Genomic DNA, 17,301 nt, shown 5'->3' with positions numbered 1-17,301 from the left:
CGGGTGACGCTGATGCCATGGCAACACTCGCGCAAGCACCTTCCCGGTCCACGACCGCCCCCGGCGCCACCCCCGACGCGGTCCCCTCCGTCCGCCATCTCGGGCCGAACTGGTACGCCGCCGTGATGGGCACGGCGATCGTCGCCAACGCCGGTGCGACCCTGCCGCTCGACATACCGGGCCTGCGCGTGGCGTACCGGGTCGTCTGGGCGCTGTCGGCGCTGATGCTGCTGACGCTGGTGGCCGCCCGGACCGTGCACTGGGCCCGGCACACCGACCAGGCCAGGGGGCATCTGCTGGATCCGACGGTCGCGCCGTTCTACGGGTGCCTGTCGATGGCGCTGCTCGCCGTCGGCGGCGGCACCCTCGCCGTCGGCAAGGACCTGATCGGCGAGAGTGCCGCCGTCGCCGCCGACAGTGTGCTGTGGATCCTGGGCACCCTCGTCGGACTCGCGGCCGCCGCGGCGATCCCGTACCTGATGGTGACCCGGCACCGGATCGAGACCGGTACCGCCTCACCGGTCTGGATCCTGCCGCTGGTCGCGCCGATGGTCTCCGCGGCGCTCGGCCCGGCCCTGGTGCCGCATCTGCCGGCCGGCCAGTGGCAGGAGGCGATGCTGCTCGCCTGCTACGCGATGTTCGGCATGTCGCTGCTGGCCACGCTCATCATGCTGCCGGTCATCCTCGCCCGGCTGATCCACCACGGCCCGCTGCCGCTCGCCCTGACGCCGACGCTGTTTCTCGTCCTCGGCCCGCTGGGCCAGTCCACCACCGCGGTCAACAACCTCGCCGACGCCGCCCCCGGGACGGTCGACGCCTCGTACGCGCACGCGATGGGAGCGTTCGCGGTGCTGTACGGCGTGCCGGTGATGGGCTTCGCGCTGCTGTGGCTGGCGATCGCGGCGGCCATGGTGATACGCGCGTTCCGCGGTGGGATGACCTTCGCGATGACCTGGTGGGGCTTCACCTTCCCCGTCGGCACCTGTGTCACCGGCGCCGCGGGCCTCGCCCGGCACACCGGTCTGGAGGCGTTCACCTGGCTCGCGGTCGCCCTGTTCCTGCTGCTGGTGACGGCGGTCGTGGTGGCCGGTACGCGCACCGCGATGGGGCTGGCCAGCGGCCGGCTCCTCGCCCCGCCGGCGAAGCCGCAGCCGCAGCCGGCTGCGGTGTAACCGGGCGAGACCGTCCGGTCACGGCGGGCTGAGGCAGGGCCGGACGGCCGCCTCAGCCCGCCGTCGTGTTCAGCGCCGCGTCCACCGCCGCCGCCAGCACGCCCGGTGCCCGTGTCAACGACGGTCCGTACCAGGTGAGATGGCGGCCGCTGACCAGCGCGGCGGGCAGCCCGGGGAACGCCTCGGGGCCGTCCTCGGCGGTGAAGCGGTACGGCTCGTCCGGGAGGACGACGAGACCGGCGCCGCAGGCGCGCAGTTCCCCGAGCGGGATGCGCGGATAGCGGTCGGCGTGCCCGGCGTAGCGGTTGCGTACGCCGAGGCGGGCGAGGAGGTCACCGGCGAAGGTGTCCCGGCCCAGCACCATCCACGGCCGCCGCCAGACGGGCACCACGGCGGTCAGCTCCGCCGGGCGGGCCGGCAGGTCCCGCCAGGCGGCCGCGGCGGCGGCCAGCCAGTCGGGGCGGGGCAGCCCGCAGCTGTGCAGTACCCGGGCCAGCTCGACCAGCGCCTGGTCGAGGGTGCGGACCTCGGTGACCAGCACGTCCAGCCCCGCGGCCCGCAGCGCGTCGAGGTCCTGGGGGCGGTTCTCCTCCTCGTTGGCGATCACGAGGTCGGGTGCGAGGGCGGCGATCCGGGCGGTGTCGGGGTTCTTGGTGCCGCCGATACGGGTCACGTCGAGTCCGGCGGGGTGGCTGCACCAGTCGGTGGCGCCGACCAGCAGCTCGGGGGCGCCCGCCGCCACAGCTTCGGTGAGGGAGGGCACCAGGGACACCACACGTCGGACGGCACGGCGAGGAGTCATCCGCCCACCGTACGCGGGCGGGTACCGCGGCGGGCCGGACCGTAGGTGCGGCGACGAAGGTGCGGGGACGGATACGGCGAGCCCCGCCGCCGGCTCGGGGCCGGGGCGGGGCTCGCCGCGTCTGCGCCGGTGGTCCGGTGCGGGTTACTTCACCGGGGCCATCTTGTCGACGATGCCCGGGTGGGCGTCGATCCACTTCTCGACGCCCTGGTCCTCATGGCCCTTGCCGGCGTCCTGGATGGCCTGCTCCAGGCTGCCGAGCTCCTCGGGGCTCATCTTCCAGTTCTTCAGCCAGCCGTTGAACTCCGGGAACTTCTCCGGGAACGACTTGTTGGCGATGGTCTTGATCTGGTTGTTGGCGCCCCAGGTGCCCTTGGGGTCCGCGAGCTTGGTGAGGTCGTACTTGCTGTACGCCCAGTGCGGGGACCACAGGACGACCGCGACCGGCTCCTTCTTGGCGTAGGCCCGCTCCAGCTCGGCGAGCATGGCGCTGGTGCCGGCCTCGGTGACGTCGAAGTCCGTCAGGCCGTACTCGGGCGCGACGACCTCCTTGAGGCGCTTCATCTGGCCGGTGCCCGGCTCGATCCCGATGATCTTGCCCTTGAACTCGTCCTTGTGCTCCCGCAGATCGTCGAGGGTCTTCACGCCCTTGACGTACGAGGGCACCGCGATCTCCAGGGAGGTCTTGTCGTACCAGGCCCCGACGTCGACGAGATCGTTCCGGTACTTGTCCCAGTACTGCTTCTGCGCGACCGGCAGCCAGCCGTCGGTCTCGACGTCGATCTGCCCCGTGGACAGGCCGGTCCACATCGGGCCGACGTCGAGGTTGCGGATGTTCGGCTTGTAGCCGCGCTTCTCCAGGACGTTCTTCCACAGGTACGTGGTGGCGATGCCCTCGTCCCACGCGGGGTAGCCCATGTTGGGGGCCTTGCCCGCGTCCTTGCCCTTGGCGTAGTCGGCGTGCGCGGACGGGGCCAGCTTGTCGACCAGGCCCGGGTTCTTCTTGAGCCAGGCGCGCACACCGTCCTGCTCATGGCCCACGCCGGCCTTGGTGACCTCGTTCTCCAGGCTGGTGAGCTGCTCCTCGTCCAGGTGGAAGTTCTTCATCCACCCGGCGACCTCGGGCTCGTCCTTCGAGAAACCCTTGCGGCCCAGCATGTGCAGGCTGTCACCGGAGCCGAAGGCACCCTTGGGGTCCTTGAGCTTGGTGAGCTCGTACTTGTTGTACGCCCAGTGCGGGGACCAGAGCGTGACGGCGATCGGCTTCTTGTCGTGGATGGCGCGGTCCAGCTCGGTGAGCATCGACGAGGTGCTGGACTCCTGGACCTTGTACTCGTCCTCCAGGCCGTACGCCTTGAGGACCTTGTCCTTGAGGATCTTCATCTCGCCGGCGCCCGGCTCGATGCCGGTGATCCGGCCGCCGAACTCGGCGCCCTTGCCCTTGAGGTCGTCCAGGGTCTTGATGTCCTTCATGTAGGACGGGACCGCGATCTCCAGGGAGGTCTTGTCGTACCAGGTGCCCAGGTCCTCCAGCTTGTCCTGGTACTTCTTCCAGTACTCGGCGTGGGTCGTCGGCAGCCAGGCGTTGGACTGCACGTCGATGTCCCCACGGGCCTGACCGGCGAAGAGCGGACCGGCGTCCAGGGCCTGGACCTTGGGCTTGAAGCCGCGCTGTTCGAGGATTTCCTTCCACAGGAACGTGGTGGCCCGGCCCTCGTCCCAGTTGACGTAGCCGAGGCTGATCGAGCGGCCGCCGCCGTCGCTGGCCGCGGCGCCCTTGCCCGCGCCGTCCTTGCCGAAGACGCTCATCCCGCCGGCGACCAGCGCGAGCACGACCACACCGACGGTGGCGAGGGAGGTGGCGGGCTTCCAGTAGAGGAACTTCATCCCGCCGAGCGCCGCCTGCGCCTTGGCGAGCGCGCGCCGGCCGAGCGGGGAGACGCGCTGGTTGAGCGCACCGGTCATCCGGTCCAGGTACACGGCGAGGATGACGACCGACAGACCCGCCTCGGCGCCCAGCTTCACGTCCACGGAGCTGAGCGAGTTGTAGACGGAACCGCCCAGACCGCCGCCGCCGACCATGCCGGCGATGACGACCATGGACAGCGCCAGCATGATGACCTGGTTGATACCGGCCATGATCGTGGGCAGCGCGAGCGGCAGCTGGACGCGGAAGAGCGTGCGCCGCGGCGGGGTGCCGAACGCCTCGGCCGCCTCGACGAGTTCCTCGTCGACCTGCCGGATGCCCAGCTCGGTCATGCGGACCGCGGGCGGCATGGAGAAGACGATGGTCGCCACGATGCCCGGGACGACGCCGAGGCCGAAGAAGAGGATGCCGGGGATCAGGTAGACCATCGCGGGCATCGTCTGCATCAGGTCCAGCACCGGGCGCAGCACCCCGCCCACCGCGCGGCTGCGGGCCGCCAGGATGCCGAGCGGGATGGCGACGGCGACCGTGATGATGCAGGCCACCAGCACCAGCGACAGCGACGACACCGTCTCGTTCCACTGCTCGATCGAATCGATCAGCGCGAAGCCGAGGAACGTCAGCAGGGCGGCCGGCAGACCGCGCAGCCACCAGGCGAGGATCGCGAGGATGCCGGCGAGGACGAGCGGTTCGGGGCCGGCCAGGACCACGTGGACCGCGTTGTAGAACCCGTTCAGGACATGCGTGATGAAGTCGAAGAGCCAGGCGACGTTGTCCCGCAGCCAGTCGACGAGGCCGCTGACCCAGCTGCCTATCTGGATCCTAGGCACCGGCGATCACCTTGCCCTCGGGGTCGCGGTCCGTGGACGGGTGCCCGTTTTCCGGGGCCTTCGCGGCGGGGGCGGGTGGGGCAGGCGGTTCTTGTTTCTTGGGCTCGCCGAGGACGGCGAGCAGCCGGCCGGCCGGTACGGCGCCGATGACCTCGCCCTGCTCGTCGGTGACGGCGACCGGGACGGTGCTGGTCGAGCAGGGGGTGAACAGCTCGGCGATGGGGGTGTCGACGCGGGCCGTGGCGGGCGCGGCGGCGAGGAACTCCTCGGCGGTGCCGATCTTCTTCCCCTGCGCGGTGGTGGTGCCGAGCACGGTGTCGGTGTCGGCCATGATCGCGCCGGCGGTGAGCACCCGGGTGCGGTCCACGTCCTGGGTGAAGGACGCGACATAGTCGTTGGCCGGGGTGACGAGGATGTCCTCGGCACTGCCGATCTGCACGATCCGGCCGTCGCGCATGACGGCGATCCGGTCGCCGAGGCGCATCGCCTCGTTGAGGTCGTGGGTGATGAAGACGATGGTCTTCTTCAGGGTCTTCTGGAGCTCCAGCAGCTGGTCCTGCATATCGCGGCGGATCAGCGGGTCGAGGGCGCTGAAGGACTCGTCCATCAGCAGCAGATCGGCGTCGGTGGCCAGCGCACGGGCCAGGCCCACGCGCTGCTGCATCCCGCCGGAGAGCTCGTCGGGCCAGGACTTCTCCCAGCCCTTGAGGCCGGTGAGCTCCAGCGCCTCGGTGGCGCGCCGCTCGCGTTCGGCCCGCGGTACGCCCTGTACTTCGAGCCCGTAGCCGGCGTTCTCCAGCACGCTGCGGTGCGGGAAGAGCGCGAAGTGCTGGAAGACCATGGATATCTTCTGGGAGCGGACCTTGCGCAGCTCCTTGTCGCTGAGCGAGGTCAGATCCTGGCCGTCGAAGCGGACGGTCCCGGCAGTCGGCTCCAGCAGCCCGTTGAGCGTACGCAACAGCGTGGACTTACCGGATCCGGACAGACCCATGACGACGAATATCTGGCCCTCGTCCACCTCGATCGACGCGTCGATCACCGCGGCGGTCGTGCCTTCGGACCGCAGCTCGTCGCGGCTGGCGCCGGCTTCGAGCTTGCGTACCGCGTCCTCGGGTCGTCTGCCGAACACTTTGTACAGGTGTTCGGCTTGCAGCCTGGACACATACACCTCTCTTGTCGCACGAGAAACGACCTGCCACCCCCGTAGGCAGGTCGTGGAGCGGTGCGGGTTCCGCCCGCCTATACCAGTGGAAATATTGATAATCCGCCGGGTCCACTCCGGATGCGCGCCTGCCCGGCCCGCCCCACCTCAAACCGAACAGTGATCCAGTTCACATCCATGGGACGCTTGAGCCGTACGGCATCATGCGGTAGGTGACTCGACGCCTGATGCTCCTCGACACCGCCTCCTTGTACTTCCGCGCCTATTTCGGGGTGCCGGACTCGGTCCGGGCCCCGGACGGCACACCCGTCAACGCGGTGCGCGGCCTGCTGGACTTCATCGCCCGGCTCGTCCAGGACCACCACCCCGATGACCTGGTCGCCTGCATGGACGCCGACTGGCGCCCCCAGTGGCGGGTCGAGCTGATCCCCACGTACAAGGCGCACCGGGTCGCCGAGGAGTCCCCCGGGGGCGCCGCGGACCCGGCCGAGCCCGCGAAACCGGCGGAGGAGATCCCGGACACCCTCGCGCCGCAGGTCCCGGTGATCGAGGAGGTCCTCGACGCGCTCGGCATCGCGCGTATCGGGTCCGCGGGCTACGAGGCGGACGACGTCATCGGCACCCTGACCGGCCGGGCGGACGGACCGGTGGACATCGTCACCGGCGACCGCGACCTCTTCCAGCTCGTCGACGACCGGCGCGGCATCCGCGTCCTGTATCCGCTCAAGGGCGTCGGCACGCTCCAGATCACCGACGAGGCGTGGCTGCGCGAGAGGTACGGCGTGGACGGGCCCGGCTACGCCGATCTGGCGCTGCTGCGCGGCGACCCCAGCGACGGCCTGCCGGGCGTGCCGGGCATCGGCGAGAAGACCGCCGCCAAGCTGCTGGCCGCGTACGGCGACCTGGCGGGCATCCGGGCCGCCGCCGGCGATCCGGCCTCGAAGCTGACCCCGTCGCAGCGCAAGCGGCTGACCGAGGCGGGCCCCTACCTCGATGTCGCCCCGACGGTCGTACGGGTGGCCACCGACGTTCCGGTTCCGGACATCGATCACGCGCTGCCGGCCGGGCCCGCCGACCCCGAGCGCCTGGCAGCGCTCGCCGCGCGGTGGGGCTTGGGCGGATCTTTGCAGCGGTTGCTCTCCACCCTCCACGGGTGAACTGTTAGGTTAGGTAAACCTAACCATTCATCGCGTCAGGGAGACCGCCGTGGCAGCAGAGCGTCCAGCCCGCCAGAAGCCCGTACTGCACCGCGCCGAGGTCGTGCGCACCGAGCGGCTCACCCCGCACATGGTGCGGGTGGTGCTGGGCGGTGCGGGACTGGCGGAGTTCGTGGCGGGCGAGTACTCCGACCACTACGTCAAGCTGGTCTTCCCGCTGCCCGGGGTGACCTACCCCGAGCCGTTCGACATCGCGCAGATCCGCGCCGGCTTCCCGCGCGACCAGTGGCCCAGCACCCGTACGTACACCGTGCGGTCCTGGGACCCGGAGACCGGCGAGCTGGCCGTCGACTTCGTGGTGCACGGCGACGAGGGACTGGCCGGGCCGTGGGCGGCCACGGTGCGGCCGGGCGCGGAGGCGCTGCTGCTGGGCCCCGGCGGCGGGTACGCACCGCGGGCGGACGCCGACTGGCATCTGCTGGCGGGCGACGAGAGCGCGCTGCCGGCCATCGCGGCCTCCCTCGCGCGGATACCGGCGGGCACGCCGGTGCACGCCTTCATCGAGGTCGCGGACGCCGCGGAGCGGCAGGAGCTGGACGCACCGGCCGGCGCCGAGATCACCTGGCTGCACCGCGACGGCGCACCGGTCGGCCGGGAACTGGTCGCCGCCGTACGGGCGCTGGAGTTCCCGCCCGGCCAGGTACAGGCGTTCGTGCACGGCGAGGCGGGCTTCGTGAAGGAGCTGCGGCGGCTGCTGCGGGTCGAGCGGGAGATCCCGCGCGAGGCCCTGTCGATCTCCGGCTACTGGCGCCGCGGCCACGACGAGGACGGCTGGCAGGCGTCCAAGCGCGACTGGAACCGGCAGGTCGAGGCGGAGCAGGAGCCCGCGGCCGCCGCCTCCTGACCCACCCGCACCACCGGCGGCCGCGCCACGCCTCGGCCGCACCGCCGGTGCACGCCTGCACCGGCGCGGTACGCCCCGAGGGCGCCCGTCAGGAGGGCGTGTCCGGTCCGCCGGACACCCCCGGGCGCCCTCGCCCGCTTCCCCGGCCCCGCTCGCCGTACCGGCGGGCCGACGCGTCCACCTGCGCGAGCCGGCGCATCGCCGTCAGCACCGCGTCCCCCGGTACGGTCCCGATGACGACGCTCGCCACGATCCCGTCGACCTCCGCATGGCGCCCCACGAACGCCGGATCGGCGGCGGCGATCCGCTCGCACGCCTCGGCGCAGGCGTCCAGCACCTCCTCGAACTCGCCGTGCCCGACGTCCCGGAAGGCGGCCGGCGCGACCGCGACGGCCTCGACGGACGGGTGCGCCGGCCTGATGTGCCGGCCGCGGTGCGGCGCAGCTCCAGGACCGCGTGCCGCGCCTCCGGAGCCATCTTCGGTCAGCCCTCCGCCGGACCGCCCTCCAGTGCGCGCCACGCCTCGGGGATCTCCCCGGTCTCGCCCCGCTCGCGCCACTCCGCGACGCCGCTGACGGAGCCCTGCGCCAGTTCCTCGCGGAAGGCGCGGATCCAGGCGATCTCGGCCCGCGTCATGTGGAGTTGGTACTCCGACTCGATCAGCACGATGCGCGGCACCTTGTCGGCGAAGCCGGTCAGTGCGTCGCGGGCCGCGTCGCACTGCGACGTCAGCCGGCCGACCCGCTCGTCGAGCAGTTCACACGCCTCGTCGAGCGGCAGCACCAGCAGCATCGAGAGCGCCGCGGCGAACGCCGGGAACTCCCTGGCGGGGACGGACACCATGTCGGCGAGCCAGTCGTGCAGCTCCTTCCGGCCGGACGAGGTGAGCCCGTAGAGCGTGCGCTCGGGGCGGCGCCCCTCGCGCTGGGTGCCGACGGGCTCCACGAACCCGTGCCTCTCCAGGCTCTGGACGACGGTGTAGAGAGACCCGTAATTGATCTTGATGGTCTCGTCCTTGCCGCGGAGCCGCAGCAACCGGGCGATCTCGTACGGATGCATCGCCCGCTCGCCGAGCAGCGCCATCACCGCCAGCGCCAGGGGATTGCTCAGCTTCCGCCGCCTCGCACTCATGACCCTCACCCCCTCCCGCATATCCGCTCACGAATATATCTCGACATCGGAAGCGAGGATAATACGCGATATAACGCGTATTGCCGGGCTCGCTCGCGCACCCTCGGACCACGCCCCGCCCCGGCCGCGCCGAGGGCTCAGTCGTGGTGGAAGACCTCTCGCATCGGCGTCCACCACTCCCCCGCCACCGCTCCCTCGGTCTGCTGCTGGCAGGGGTCGGTGAGCCGCCACCACTCCCGGGTCACCGGATCGGCGGCCATCCGCGCCATATCGGCGGCGTAGTCGTCGCCGACGTACTCGGCGTACGAGAAGAGCAGATCGCCCTGGAGGAAGATCGAGTAGTTGCGGAGCCCGCAGGCGGTGATCGTCGCCAGTACGGCGGGCCAGACATCCGCGTGCAGCCGCAGATATTCCTCCCGGTGCTCGGGCCGCAGCCTGATGACCTTCCCGAAGCGCCGCACCGGCGCTGCGGCCCGGCCGGCCGCCTCGCCCGTACCCGTCCCCGCGGCGGTGGCCGGAATTGTTCTGCGTGCACTCATAGCGTCCTTCCCAAGGGGGGATACCCGGTCGGCCGCGCCCACGGCCGGCGCCCGGCCGCCCGTCGCGGCCCCGCCGCCCCCGACCCACCGTGGGACGCGTCCTCCACCATGCGCCCGCCCCGCCCCATCCGCTCCCCCGCTGCGCCGCGAAGTGGGCCGTCCGCCCCGGGAATTGGTTGACGCGGCCCTCGGTTGCCTGTTCAACTGGCCGCATGCGTCCTCAGCCGCGGCTGGTCACCCGCGACCACATCGACTTCGGTCGAGTGTGGTCCGCTTCCTGTTGCCGCTGACTTCTCCGTAGCGCACCACCCTTCCCCGTACGGCGATTCCGTACGCCCGCATGACCTACGAGAAGACGAGGCCGCACCCATGCCTGTCGAGTTCCTCGGCATTGCCGCCACCAACGACGGTTCCGAAGTCACCCCGCGCTCCGGCGTCTCCTTCGACAAGGACTACACGCTGAAGCTGGCCCGCGCCCACGAGGAGTACGGCTGGGACCGGGTGCTGTTCGCCTACGGTTCCGGCTCCCCCGACCCGTCCCCGGCCGCCGCCTATATCGCCGCGCGCACCGAGACCCTGCAACTCCTGGTGGCGCACCGCCCCAACGTCTCCTATCCGACGTTCGCCGCGAAGACCTTCGCCACACTGGACCGGATCAGCGACGGCCGGCTCGCCGTGCACTTCATCACCGGCGGCAACGACCACGAGCAGGGCCGCGAGGGCGACACCCTCACCAAGGACGAGCGCTACGACCGCACCCGCGAGTACATCCGCCTCGTCAAGAGGATCTGGACCAGCCACGAGCCCTTCGACCACGAGGGCACCCACTACCGCTTCCACGACTTCGTCTCGGACACCTTCCCCGTCCAACAGCCGCACCCGCAGGTGTCGTTCGGCGGTTCCTCGGCGGCGGCGTACGCGGCGGGCGGTGCCGAGGCGGACATCTACTGCCTGTGGGGCGAGCCGCTGGCACAGACCGCCGAGCAGATCGCCTCGGTCAAGGAGGCGGCGCGGGCGGCCGGCCGCGCCGACGTACCCAGGATCCAGGTCGCGTTCCGGCCGATCATCGCGCCGACCGAGGAACTGGCCTGGGAGAAGGCGCACCGCACCCTGGAACGGATCAAGGCACGCAAGGCGGGCGGCACGCTCAGCCGCCGGCACCCGCTGACGAACCCGCAGAACGCCGGTTCACAGCGGCTGCTCGCGGTGGCCGCCCAGGGCGAGCGGCACGACCGGGCGCTGTGGACGCCGACCGCGGCGGAGACCGGCGGCGCGGGCAACTCCACCGCCCTGGTCGGCACGCCGGAGACCGTCGCACAGGCGCTGCTCGACTACTACGACCTGGGTGTGGAGATCCTCTCCGCGCGTGGTTACGACCTGCTCGACGACGCGATCGACTTCGGCCGGTACGTCATCCCGATCGTCCGCGAGGAGGTCGCCAAGCGCGACGCGGAGCGGGCCGCCGCCTAACGCGCCCCGGCGCCGGACGGCAGCGACGGCGCCCCCGGGATCCCGGGGGCGCCGTCGCTCACCGCTCAGCCCACCGAGGAATAGGCCACGACGCCGCGCAGCACACCGTCCACCGCCTTGCGGGCGGCACGCGCGACCGAGCCGCCGGGCGGAGCCGCCGCGGCGATCTGGCCGAGGACGTCGATCAGCTGCTTGCACCAGCGGACGAAGTCGCCGGCCGGCATCTCCGCTTCCTGGAGCACCTCGTCGAGGCCGGCACCGGAGGCCCAGCGGTACGCGGCCCAGGCGAAGCCGAGGTCCGGCTCGCGCTGGCCGACGCCCTCCGCCTGGTTGATCTTGTGCTCCTCCTCCAGGGCGTCCAGCCGGCCCCAGATGCGGACCATCTCCGCCAGCGCGTCCTTGGCCCGGCCGGACGGCAGCTTGGGCGCCACCGCGTCGTCCGCCTGCCGCGCCTCGTACACCAGCGCCGAGGCACAGGCGGCCAGTTCCGCCGGGCCGAGCCCCTCCCACACGCCGTCGCGCAGGCACTCGCTCGCCAGCAGGTCCAGCTCGCCGTAGAGGCGGGCCAGCCTGCGGCCCTCGTCCGTGACGGTGTCGCCTTCGAGGTACGCCAGCTCGGTCAGCAGGGCGCAGATCCGGTCGAAGGTGCGCGCGATGGTGTTCGTCCGCCCCTCGATCCGCCGCTCCAGCTGGCGGGTGTCCCGCAGCAGCCGGTGGTACCGCTCGGCCCAGCGGGCGTGGTCCTCGCGCTCGTCGCACCCATGGCAGGGGTGCGCCCGGATCTCCGTACGCAGCCGCGTGATGTCCCGGTCGTCGGCGGCCTCCGAGCGGGGCTTGCGATGGCGCGACGGTACGAGGTGCCCGGCCTTCGTGCGCAGCGCGGACGCCAGGTCGCGGCGCGACTGCGGGCTGCGGGCGTTGAAGGACTTGGGGATCCGCATCCGCTCCAGCGCCTCGACGGGCACCGGGAAATCGATCGACGCCAGCCGCTTGACCTGCCGCTCGGCGGTGAGCACCAGCGGCCGCGGGCCGTCCTGTGCGTCGAAGCCGCGGTAACCGTTCGTCCGCCCCGGCGGCATGCCCGGATCCAGCACCAGCGCGAGGCCCGCGTACTTGCCGGTCGGCACGTGGATGACATCGCCCGGCCGGAGCTTCTCCAGCGCCGCCGCGGCCGCCGCCCGGCGCTGCACCGCGCCCTGCTTGGCCAGCTCCGTCTCGCGGTCCTTGAGGTTCCGCCGCAGCCGGGAGTACTCCTCGAAGTCGCCGAGATGGCAGGTCATCGAACCGCGGTAGCCCGCCAGGCCCTCTTCGTTCTTCTGCACCTGCCGCGTGATCCCGACCACCGACTTGTCGGCCTGGAACTGTGCGAAGGACATCTCCAGCAGCTCCCGCGAGCGGTGCCTGCCGAACTGCGAGACGAGATTGACCGCCATGTTGTACGACGGCCGGAAGGAGGACCGCAGCGGATACGTCCGGGTCCCGGCGAGACCGGCCAGCGCGCCCGGGTCCATTCCGCGCTGCCACAGCACCACGGCGTGGCCCTCGACGTCGATGCCGCGCCGCCCGGCCCGGCCGGTGAGCTGGGTGTACTCACCGGGGGTGATGTCGGCGTGCTGCTCGCCGTTCCACTTGACGAGTTTCTCCAACACCACCGACCGCGCGGGCATGTTGATGCCCAGGGCCAGCGTCTCGGTCGCGAAGACGGCCTTGACCAGCCCCTTGACGAACAGTTCCTCCACGACCTCCTTGAAGGTCGGCAGCATGCCGGCGTGGTGCGCCGCGATGCCCCGCTCCAGACCTTCCAGCCACTCGAAGTAGCCCAGCACATGGAGGTCGTGGTCCGGGATACCGGCCGTCCGGGCCTCCACTGTGCGGCGGACCTTCTCCCGGCCCTCCTGGTCGTTGAGCCGCAGGCCCGAGGCGAGGCACTGCTGGACGGCCGCCTCGCAGCCCGCCCGGCTGAAGATGAAGGTGATCGCGGGCAGCAGGCCCTCGTTGTCGAGGCGGTCGATCACCTCGGCCCGGCCGGGCGTCCAGATCCGGTTGCGCTGGCGCCGCTCACGCTCGCGGTCCGCCTCGCGCATATTGCGGACCCGCCGCTTGTCCCGGCCGAACGTCGGCCGGCTGTTCTCCATCCGCGCCAGCCGCTCCAGGTCGGGGTTGACCTCACGGCGGCCGCCGCCCTGCCCGTCACGCTCCTCGAACAGGTCGTATATCCGGCGGCCCGCGAGGACGTGCTGCCACAGCGGCACCGGCCGGTGCTCGGAGACGATCACCGCGGTGTCACCACGGACCGTGTCCAGCCAGTCGCCGAACTCCTCGGCGTTGGAGACCGTGGCCGAGAGCGACACCAGGGTCACCGACTCCGGGAGGTGGATGATGACCTCTTCCCAGACGGCGCCCCGGAAGCGGTCGGAGAGGTAGTGCACCTCGTCCATGACCACGTAGCCGAGCCCGGACAGCGACCGCGAGCCGGAGTAGAGCATGTTCCGCAGCACCTCGGTGGTCATCACGACCACCGGGGCATCCGCGTTGACGCTGTTGTCGCCGGTCAGCAGGCCGACCTTGTCGGCGCCGTAGCGCTTGACCAGATCCTGGAACTTCTGGTTCGACAGCGCCTTGATGGGCGTGGTGTAGAAGCACTTGCGGCCCTGTTCCAGGGCCAGGTGGACGGCGAATTCGCCGACGATCGTCTTGCCGGATCCAGTGGGGGCCGCGACCAGCACGCCCTTACCGGCCTCCATGGCCTGACACGCCTCGATCTGGAACGGGTCCAGGTCGAAGTCGTACATCTCTCGGAAAGGGGCGAGTGCGGTGGCCTGCTCGGCCGCCCTGAGCTTGGCGGCGGCATAGCGCTCAGCAGGGGACATGTCCTCGGTCATCGTGCTTACGAGCCTACCGGCCCCCTCTGACAACGACCCGATCTTTATGACGGCCGGTACGGGCCGGGCCCGTACCGACGGCCCCGCCGAGCCCGGCCGACGGCGCCCGGCCGACAGCCCGTACCGGTACGGCCCCGCCCCGTCCCCTCGTGCCCGGCAGCCGGACGGCCCCCGGCTCGCAGAGCTCGGGGGCCGTCGGCCACGACAGACCGTCTCCCTCCGGTCACCCGGAGGGAGACCGGACGGATCAGGTCACGTCGTCGTATCCGTTGCGCCGGGGCGGCTCGCCCTTGCCGGAGTCACCGCCCGGCAGCTCCGGGGGCGTCCGGCTGGAGGTGACCGGCTCGATCTCGCCGAGCGCGGAGGGCGTCAGATCGAGCTCCGACGCCTCGTCGTCGCTCAGCCCCGCGTCCGGGTTCTTGCGCTGACGGCGGCGGTCGTTGAAGAGGCAGATGCCGACGGCGCCGAAGTACAGCACCACGATCGGCGCGGCCACCAGGCACATGGTCAGCGGGTCACCGGTGGGGGTGGCGATGGCCGAGAAGATCGTGATGCCCAGCACCATGAACCGCCACCAGCTCAGGACCCGGCGACCGGTGATCACACCGCCCATGTTCAGCATCACCAGGAGCAGCGGCAGCTCGAAGCCGATTCCGAAGACCATGACCATGCGGGTCACGATGTCGAGGAACTCGTCGGCCGGGAAGAGGTTGGTCCACTCGCTGGGCGTCAGTCCGACCAGCGCACCGGCGGTGGTGGGCAGCACCGCGTAGGCGAGATAGGCGCCACCGAGGAAGAGCGGCGCACCGGCGGCGACGAAGCTCAGCGCGTACTTCTTCTCGTGGGAGTGCAGGCCCGGCGCCAGGAAGGCCCAGAACTGGTAGAGCCAGATCGGGCTGGCCAGCACGAGCCCCGTGGTGAGGGACAGCTTGAGCATGATCGTGAACGGCGCCAGCAGACCGTTGGCGGTGACCTGGGCGCACGGGTGCGTGCGCGGTCCGAGGGCTCCGGTGGACGCGGGACAGCCGACGGCGTCGATGACCGGACCCGTGACGAAGTGGGCGATCGCCGGGTACTGCCACATCGCTATGGCACTGATCACCACGATCGCCAGCACCGACTTCAGCAGCCGGTTGCGCAGCTCACGCAGATGCTCCGCGAGCGGCATCCGCCCGTCGGGGTCCTTCTCGTGCTTGCGGGCGGACTTGGGCAACCCACTTCCTCGTCTCGTGCGTCAGCCGCTCCCGACGGGGTCGGTGCGGCTGGGTCGGCTCAGGTCAGCTCTGGGGGGCGCGGTTCGGCTCGGCCACCGGACGCGCGCTGCTCACATCGCCGGGAGCCGCCTGGATCGTGCGCGGCGCGGTCTGCTGAGCGGCGTCGGGGGCGGGCTCGGGCGCGGCACCGGCCGCCGCCTTCTCCGCCTCGCCCTCCTTCTTCATGGCCTTGGCCTCGCTCTTGAGGATACGAGCCGACTTGCCGAGCGAACGCGCCATGTCCGGAAGCTTCTTGGCGCCGAACAGCAGCACGACGACGACGAGAATCAGAATGATCTCGGTGGGCCTCAGGTTGCTGAGCATGTGCGACTACCTTCTCGCCGGGGCGGCGTCTGCTGTGGTGCCTGCCGATGGGGTCGGACTGGCGTCCTGGTGCTGCGTCGATCGTAACGTTCGGTGGTGAACGCTGGGCAATCCCCGTGCATACTCCGGATTGCCTCCCCCTGCTCGCGGTGCGGTCCGCGGGTGCAGCGTACCTCTCGGATTCCCGTCGCAGCAGAGTGCCGCAGAGGTCAGTCCCGCGTCGCCTCGTGCACCCGCGAGGCGAGCGGCGTCGCGGCCCGCTCCAGGTCCTGTGCGGCCCGCTGGATCCGCTCCGACGCCGCACCGACCTGGCGGGCCAGCCGCCGTACCTCGACGAAGACCCGGACGGCGAGGACTCCGAGCACGGCGATGCCGAGGAAGCCGAGGGCGACAGCGATCATGGGCCAGAGCATGGAGTGAGCCTATCGGGCGTCCGCGGGGAGCCGCGGCCTGCCGTACGGGGACGGTGGACGGACCCGGCTCAGCCGGTGTACAGCCGGAGCGTACGGACCCCGCCACCGGTCAGCAGCTCGACGATCCGCTCGCCGGCCGGCCTGCGCACCGGGCGGGCGCAGGCGGGGCAGGTGAAGGAGTAGAAGGTGGTGCGGCGGCTGCCGCCGATGGCCAGCCGGAAGGCGTCCGAGGCCAGTTCGAAGCGGCCCCGGCAGTCCGGACAGGCCGCTTTGAAGAACACCGGCGCGGCCATCGTCGCCAGGGTGGTGGTCGCCGTCGTGGTCGTCATCCTCCGCTGCCTCCTCCGTGCGTGTCCCGGGAGCCGCGCTCAGTCGTCGTACGCCGCGAGGGCCTGCGCCGCCGCCTGCCGCGCGCTGTCGGCCAGCGCCTGCGGTGCGACGATCCGGCCGTCCCGGCCCAGCCGCAGCCCCAGCCGCCGCAGCGACGCCGGGTCGGGGGTGCGCAGAGTGATGCGCAGTCCGCCGTCGGGGAGTTCCTCGGCGCTGTCGTGCGGGTAGTACTCGGCGACCCAGCGGCCGCCAGGACCGACCTCGATGGAGACCTCGGGGTCCTCGGCAGCGGGCTGCACCAGGCCCTCCGAGAGGTCACGCAGTTCGATGGGCGGCGGGTCGGCGGGCGCGTCCAGCAGCCTGATCTCGGCGACGCGGTCCAGCCGGAAGGTCCGGCGGGCCTCCGAGAGCCGGCACCACGCCTCCACATAGGTGTGCCCGACGGCGAAGAGGCGGATCGGGTCCACCTCGCGCTCGGTCAGCTCGTCGCGGGCCGGCGAGTAGTAGCGCAGCCAGAGCCGGCGCCGCTCGGCGATGGCGCGGTCCACATCGGCGAAGACCCCGCCCTCGGATTCGAAGGTCACCGAGAGCCGGGAACTGGCGCCCGCCGCCTCGCCGGCCGCCGCCTCCAGCTTGGCGGTGGCACGCAGCAGCGCCTGGCGGTCGCCCTCGCGCAGACCGGGGAGGGTGGCCACGGCGCGGGCCGCGACCAGCAGGGCGGTGGCCTCGTCGGCCGCCAGCCGCAGCGGCTCGGCGACATCGTCGGGGTTGTGCCACCAGATGCGGTCGCCGTCGGTGTCGATGTCCAGGAGGTCGCCGCCGCGGAAGCTCGTACCGCACATCGGCAGGACGTCGAGGTCGGCGATCAGCTCGTCCTCGGTGATGCCGAAGGCGCGGGCGACGTCGCTGACGCGGGCGCCGGGGCGCTCGCGCAGATAGGTCACCAGGGACAGCATCCGGCGGGTCTGGTCGATCGCGTTGGTCGCCATGGGTTCTCGTGTCCCT

At 71.5% G+C, this 17,301-nt stretch carries 16 protein-coding genes; 4 read left to right on the top strand and 12 right to left on the bottom strand.

The genetic code is table 11. The features are described 5' to 3' along the window. Positions 1–17: 17 nt before the first annotated feature. Positions 18–1,172, top strand: coding sequence for a TDT family transporter (locus tag ACLJWH_RS26180; protein WP_411144193.1), 1,155 nt, complete (start codon positions 18–20; stop codon positions 1,170–1,172). 52 nt (positions 1,173–1,224) lie between these two features. Here ACLJWH_RS26180 and ACLJWH_RS26175 read toward each other — a convergent pair whose 3' ends face one another. From ACLJWH_RS26175 to ACLJWH_RS26165, 3 genes are all read right to left on the bottom strand, one after another. Next, positions 1,225–1,974 (bottom strand): helical backbone metal receptor, encoded by a 750-nt coding sequence (locus tag ACLJWH_RS26175; RefSeq protein WP_411144192.1) that lies wholly within the window; start codon positions 1,972–1,974, stop codon positions 1,225–1,227. Between the two features lie 144 nt (positions 1,975–2,118). Then, positions 2,119–4,731 carry an ABC transporter permease/substrate binding protein gene (locus ACLJWH_RS26170; RefSeq protein WP_411144191.1) on the bottom strand — a complete coding sequence of 871 codons (2,613 nt, stop codon included), beginning with the start codon at positions 4,729–4,731 and terminating at the stop codon, positions 2,119–2,121. Beyond that, positions 4,724–5,893, bottom strand: coding sequence for a quaternary amine ABC transporter ATP-binding protein (locus tag ACLJWH_RS26165; protein ID WP_411144190.1), 1,170 nt, complete (start codon positions 5,891–5,893; stop codon positions 4,724–4,726). Before ACLJWH_RS26165 ends, ACLJWH_RS26170 begins: the two co-directional genes overlap by 8 nt. Positions 5,894–6,120: 227 nt before the next feature. On the opposite strand from ACLJWH_RS26165, the gene ACLJWH_RS26160 reads away from it, so the two are divergent. Together ACLJWH_RS26160 and ACLJWH_RS26155 are read left to right on the top strand one after the other, a co-directional pair. Beyond that, positions 6,121–7,050 carry a 5'-3' exonuclease H3TH domain-containing protein gene (locus tag ACLJWH_RS26160; protein WP_411144244.1) on the top strand — a complete coding sequence of 310 codons (930 nt, stop codon included), beginning with the start codon at positions 6,121–6,123 and terminating at the stop codon, positions 7,048–7,050. Between the two features lie 49 nt (positions 7,051–7,099). Next, a complete protein-coding gene (locus ACLJWH_RS26155; protein ID WP_411144189.1) occupies positions 7,100–7,954 on the top strand; it encodes a siderophore-interacting protein in 855 nt (284 codons plus the stop codon). A gap of 88 nt (positions 7,955–8,042) precedes the next feature. On the opposite strand, the gene ACLJWH_RS26150 is transcribed toward ACLJWH_RS26155, so the two are convergent. From ACLJWH_RS26150 to ACLJWH_RS26140, 3 genes are all read right to left on the bottom strand, one after another. Further along, entirely contained in the window at positions 8,043–8,474 is a 432-nt protein-coding gene (locus tag ACLJWH_RS26150) for a hypothetical protein (RefSeq protein WP_411144188.1), read from the bottom strand. Then, positions 8,438–9,085, bottom strand: coding sequence for a PadR family transcriptional regulator (locus tag ACLJWH_RS26145; protein ID WP_411144187.1), 648 nt, complete (start codon positions 9,083–9,085; stop codon positions 8,438–8,440). Before ACLJWH_RS26145 ends, ACLJWH_RS26150 begins: the two co-directional genes overlap by 37 nt. Positions 9,086–9,222: 137 nt before the next feature. Then, a complete protein-coding gene (locus ACLJWH_RS26140; RefSeq protein WP_411144186.1) occupies positions 9,223–9,624 on the bottom strand; it encodes an L-rhamnose mutarotase in 402 nt (133 codons plus the stop codon). A gap of 369 nt (positions 9,625–9,993) precedes the next feature. On the opposite strand from ACLJWH_RS26140, the gene ACLJWH_RS26135 reads away from it, so the two are divergent. Further along, complete coding sequence (locus ACLJWH_RS26135) at positions 9,994–11,094, top strand: LLM class flavin-dependent oxidoreductase (RefSeq protein ID WP_411144185.1); 1,101 nt, start codon at positions 9,994–9,996, stop codon at positions 11,092–11,094. A 65-nt stretch (positions 11,095–11,159) separates the two neighbouring features. Here the strand turns inward: ACLJWH_RS26135 and ACLJWH_RS26130 are convergent, their stop codons facing one another. The 6 genes from ACLJWH_RS26130 to ACLJWH_RS26105 form a co-directional block, all read right to left on the bottom strand. Next, positions 11,160–13,976: a DEAD/DEAH box helicase gene (locus ACLJWH_RS26130; RefSeq protein ID WP_411144184.1), complete on the bottom strand. Its 2,817-nt coding sequence runs from the start codon at positions 13,974–13,976 to the stop codon at positions 11,160–11,162. 247 nt (positions 13,977–14,223) lie between these two features. Then, positions 14,224–15,189: a twin-arginine translocase subunit TatC gene (gene tatC, locus ACLJWH_RS26125; RefSeq protein ID WP_411144183.1), complete on the bottom strand. Its 966-nt coding sequence runs from the start codon at positions 15,187–15,189 to the stop codon at positions 14,224–14,226. Between the two features lie 64 nt (positions 15,190–15,253). Then, positions 15,254–15,553, bottom strand: coding sequence for a Sec-independent protein translocase subunit TatA (gene tatA / locus ACLJWH_RS26120; protein ID WP_411144182.1), 300 nt, complete (start codon positions 15,551–15,553; stop codon positions 15,254–15,256). A gap of 209 nt (positions 15,554–15,762) precedes the next feature. Beyond that, complete coding sequence (locus ACLJWH_RS26115) at positions 15,763–15,966, bottom strand: hypothetical protein (RefSeq protein WP_387807240.1); 204 nt, start codon at positions 15,964–15,966, stop codon at positions 15,763–15,765. Positions 15,967–16,034: 68 nt separating this feature from the next. Beyond that, positions 16,035–16,295 carry a hypothetical protein gene (locus tag ACLJWH_RS26110; RefSeq protein ID WP_411144181.1) on the bottom strand — a complete coding sequence of 87 codons (261 nt, stop codon included), beginning with the start codon at positions 16,293–16,295 and terminating at the stop codon, positions 16,035–16,037. A 39-nt stretch (positions 16,296–16,334) separates the two neighbouring features. Continuing rightward, positions 16,335–17,285 (bottom strand): helix-turn-helix transcriptional regulator, encoded by a 951-nt coding sequence (locus ACLJWH_RS26105; protein ID WP_411144180.1) that lies wholly within the window; start codon positions 17,283–17,285, stop codon positions 16,335–16,337. Positions 17,286–17,301 lie beyond the last annotated feature (16 nt).

The sequence above is a fragment of the Streptomyces sp. x-80 genome, assembly GCF_046549095.1.
In the GTDB taxonomy this organism is placed as follows: domain Bacteria; phylum Actinomycetota; class Actinomycetes; order Streptomycetales; family Streptomycetaceae; genus Streptomyces; species Streptomyces celluloflavus.
This window is presented reverse-complemented; position numbering and strand designations above follow the sequence as displayed.

Bases quoted from the DNA above. Each gene is read 5' to 3' on its own strand.
- ACLJWH_RS26180 (WP_411144193.1), top strand. From the start codon at position 18: ATGGCAACACTCGCGCAAGCACCTTCCCGGTCCACGACCGCCCCCGGC.
- ACLJWH_RS26175 (WP_411144192.1), bottom strand. From the start codon at position 1,974: ATGACTCCTCGCCGTGCCGTCCGACGTGTGGTGTCCCTGGTGCCCTCC.
- ACLJWH_RS26160 (WP_411144244.1), top strand. From the start codon at position 6,121: ATGCTCCTCGACACCGCCTCCTTGTACTTCCGCGCCTATTTCGGGGTG.
- ACLJWH_RS26145 (WP_411144187.1), bottom strand. From the start codon at position 9,085: ATGAGTGCGAGGCGGCGGAAGCTGAGCAATCCCCTGGCGCTGGCGGTG.
- ACLJWH_RS26140 (WP_411144186.1), bottom strand. From the start codon at position 9,624: ATGAGTGCACGCAGAACAATTCCGGCCACCGCCGCGGGGACGGGTACG.
- ACLJWH_RS26135 (WP_411144185.1), top strand. From the start codon at position 9,994: ATGCCTGTCGAGTTCCTCGGCATTGCCGCCACCAACGACGGTTCCGAA.
- ACLJWH_RS26130 (WP_411144184.1), bottom strand. From the start codon at position 13,976: ATGACCGAGGACATGTCCCCTGCTGAGCGCTATGCCGCCGCCAAGCTC.
- tatA (WP_411144182.1), bottom strand. From the start codon at position 15,553: ATGCTCAGCAACCTGAGGCCCACCGAGATCATTCTGATTCTCGTCGTC.
- ACLJWH_RS26115 (WP_387807240.1), bottom strand. From the start codon at position 15,966: ATGCTCTGGCCCATGATCGCTGTCGCCCTCGGCTTCCTCGGCATCGCC.
- ACLJWH_RS26110 (WP_411144181.1), bottom strand. From the start codon at position 16,295: ATGACGACCACGACGGCGACCACCACCCTGGCGACGATGGCCGCGCCG.
- ACLJWH_RS26105 (WP_411144180.1), bottom strand. From the start codon at position 17,285: ATGGCGACCAACGCGATCGACCAGACCCGCCGGATGCTGTCCCTGGTG.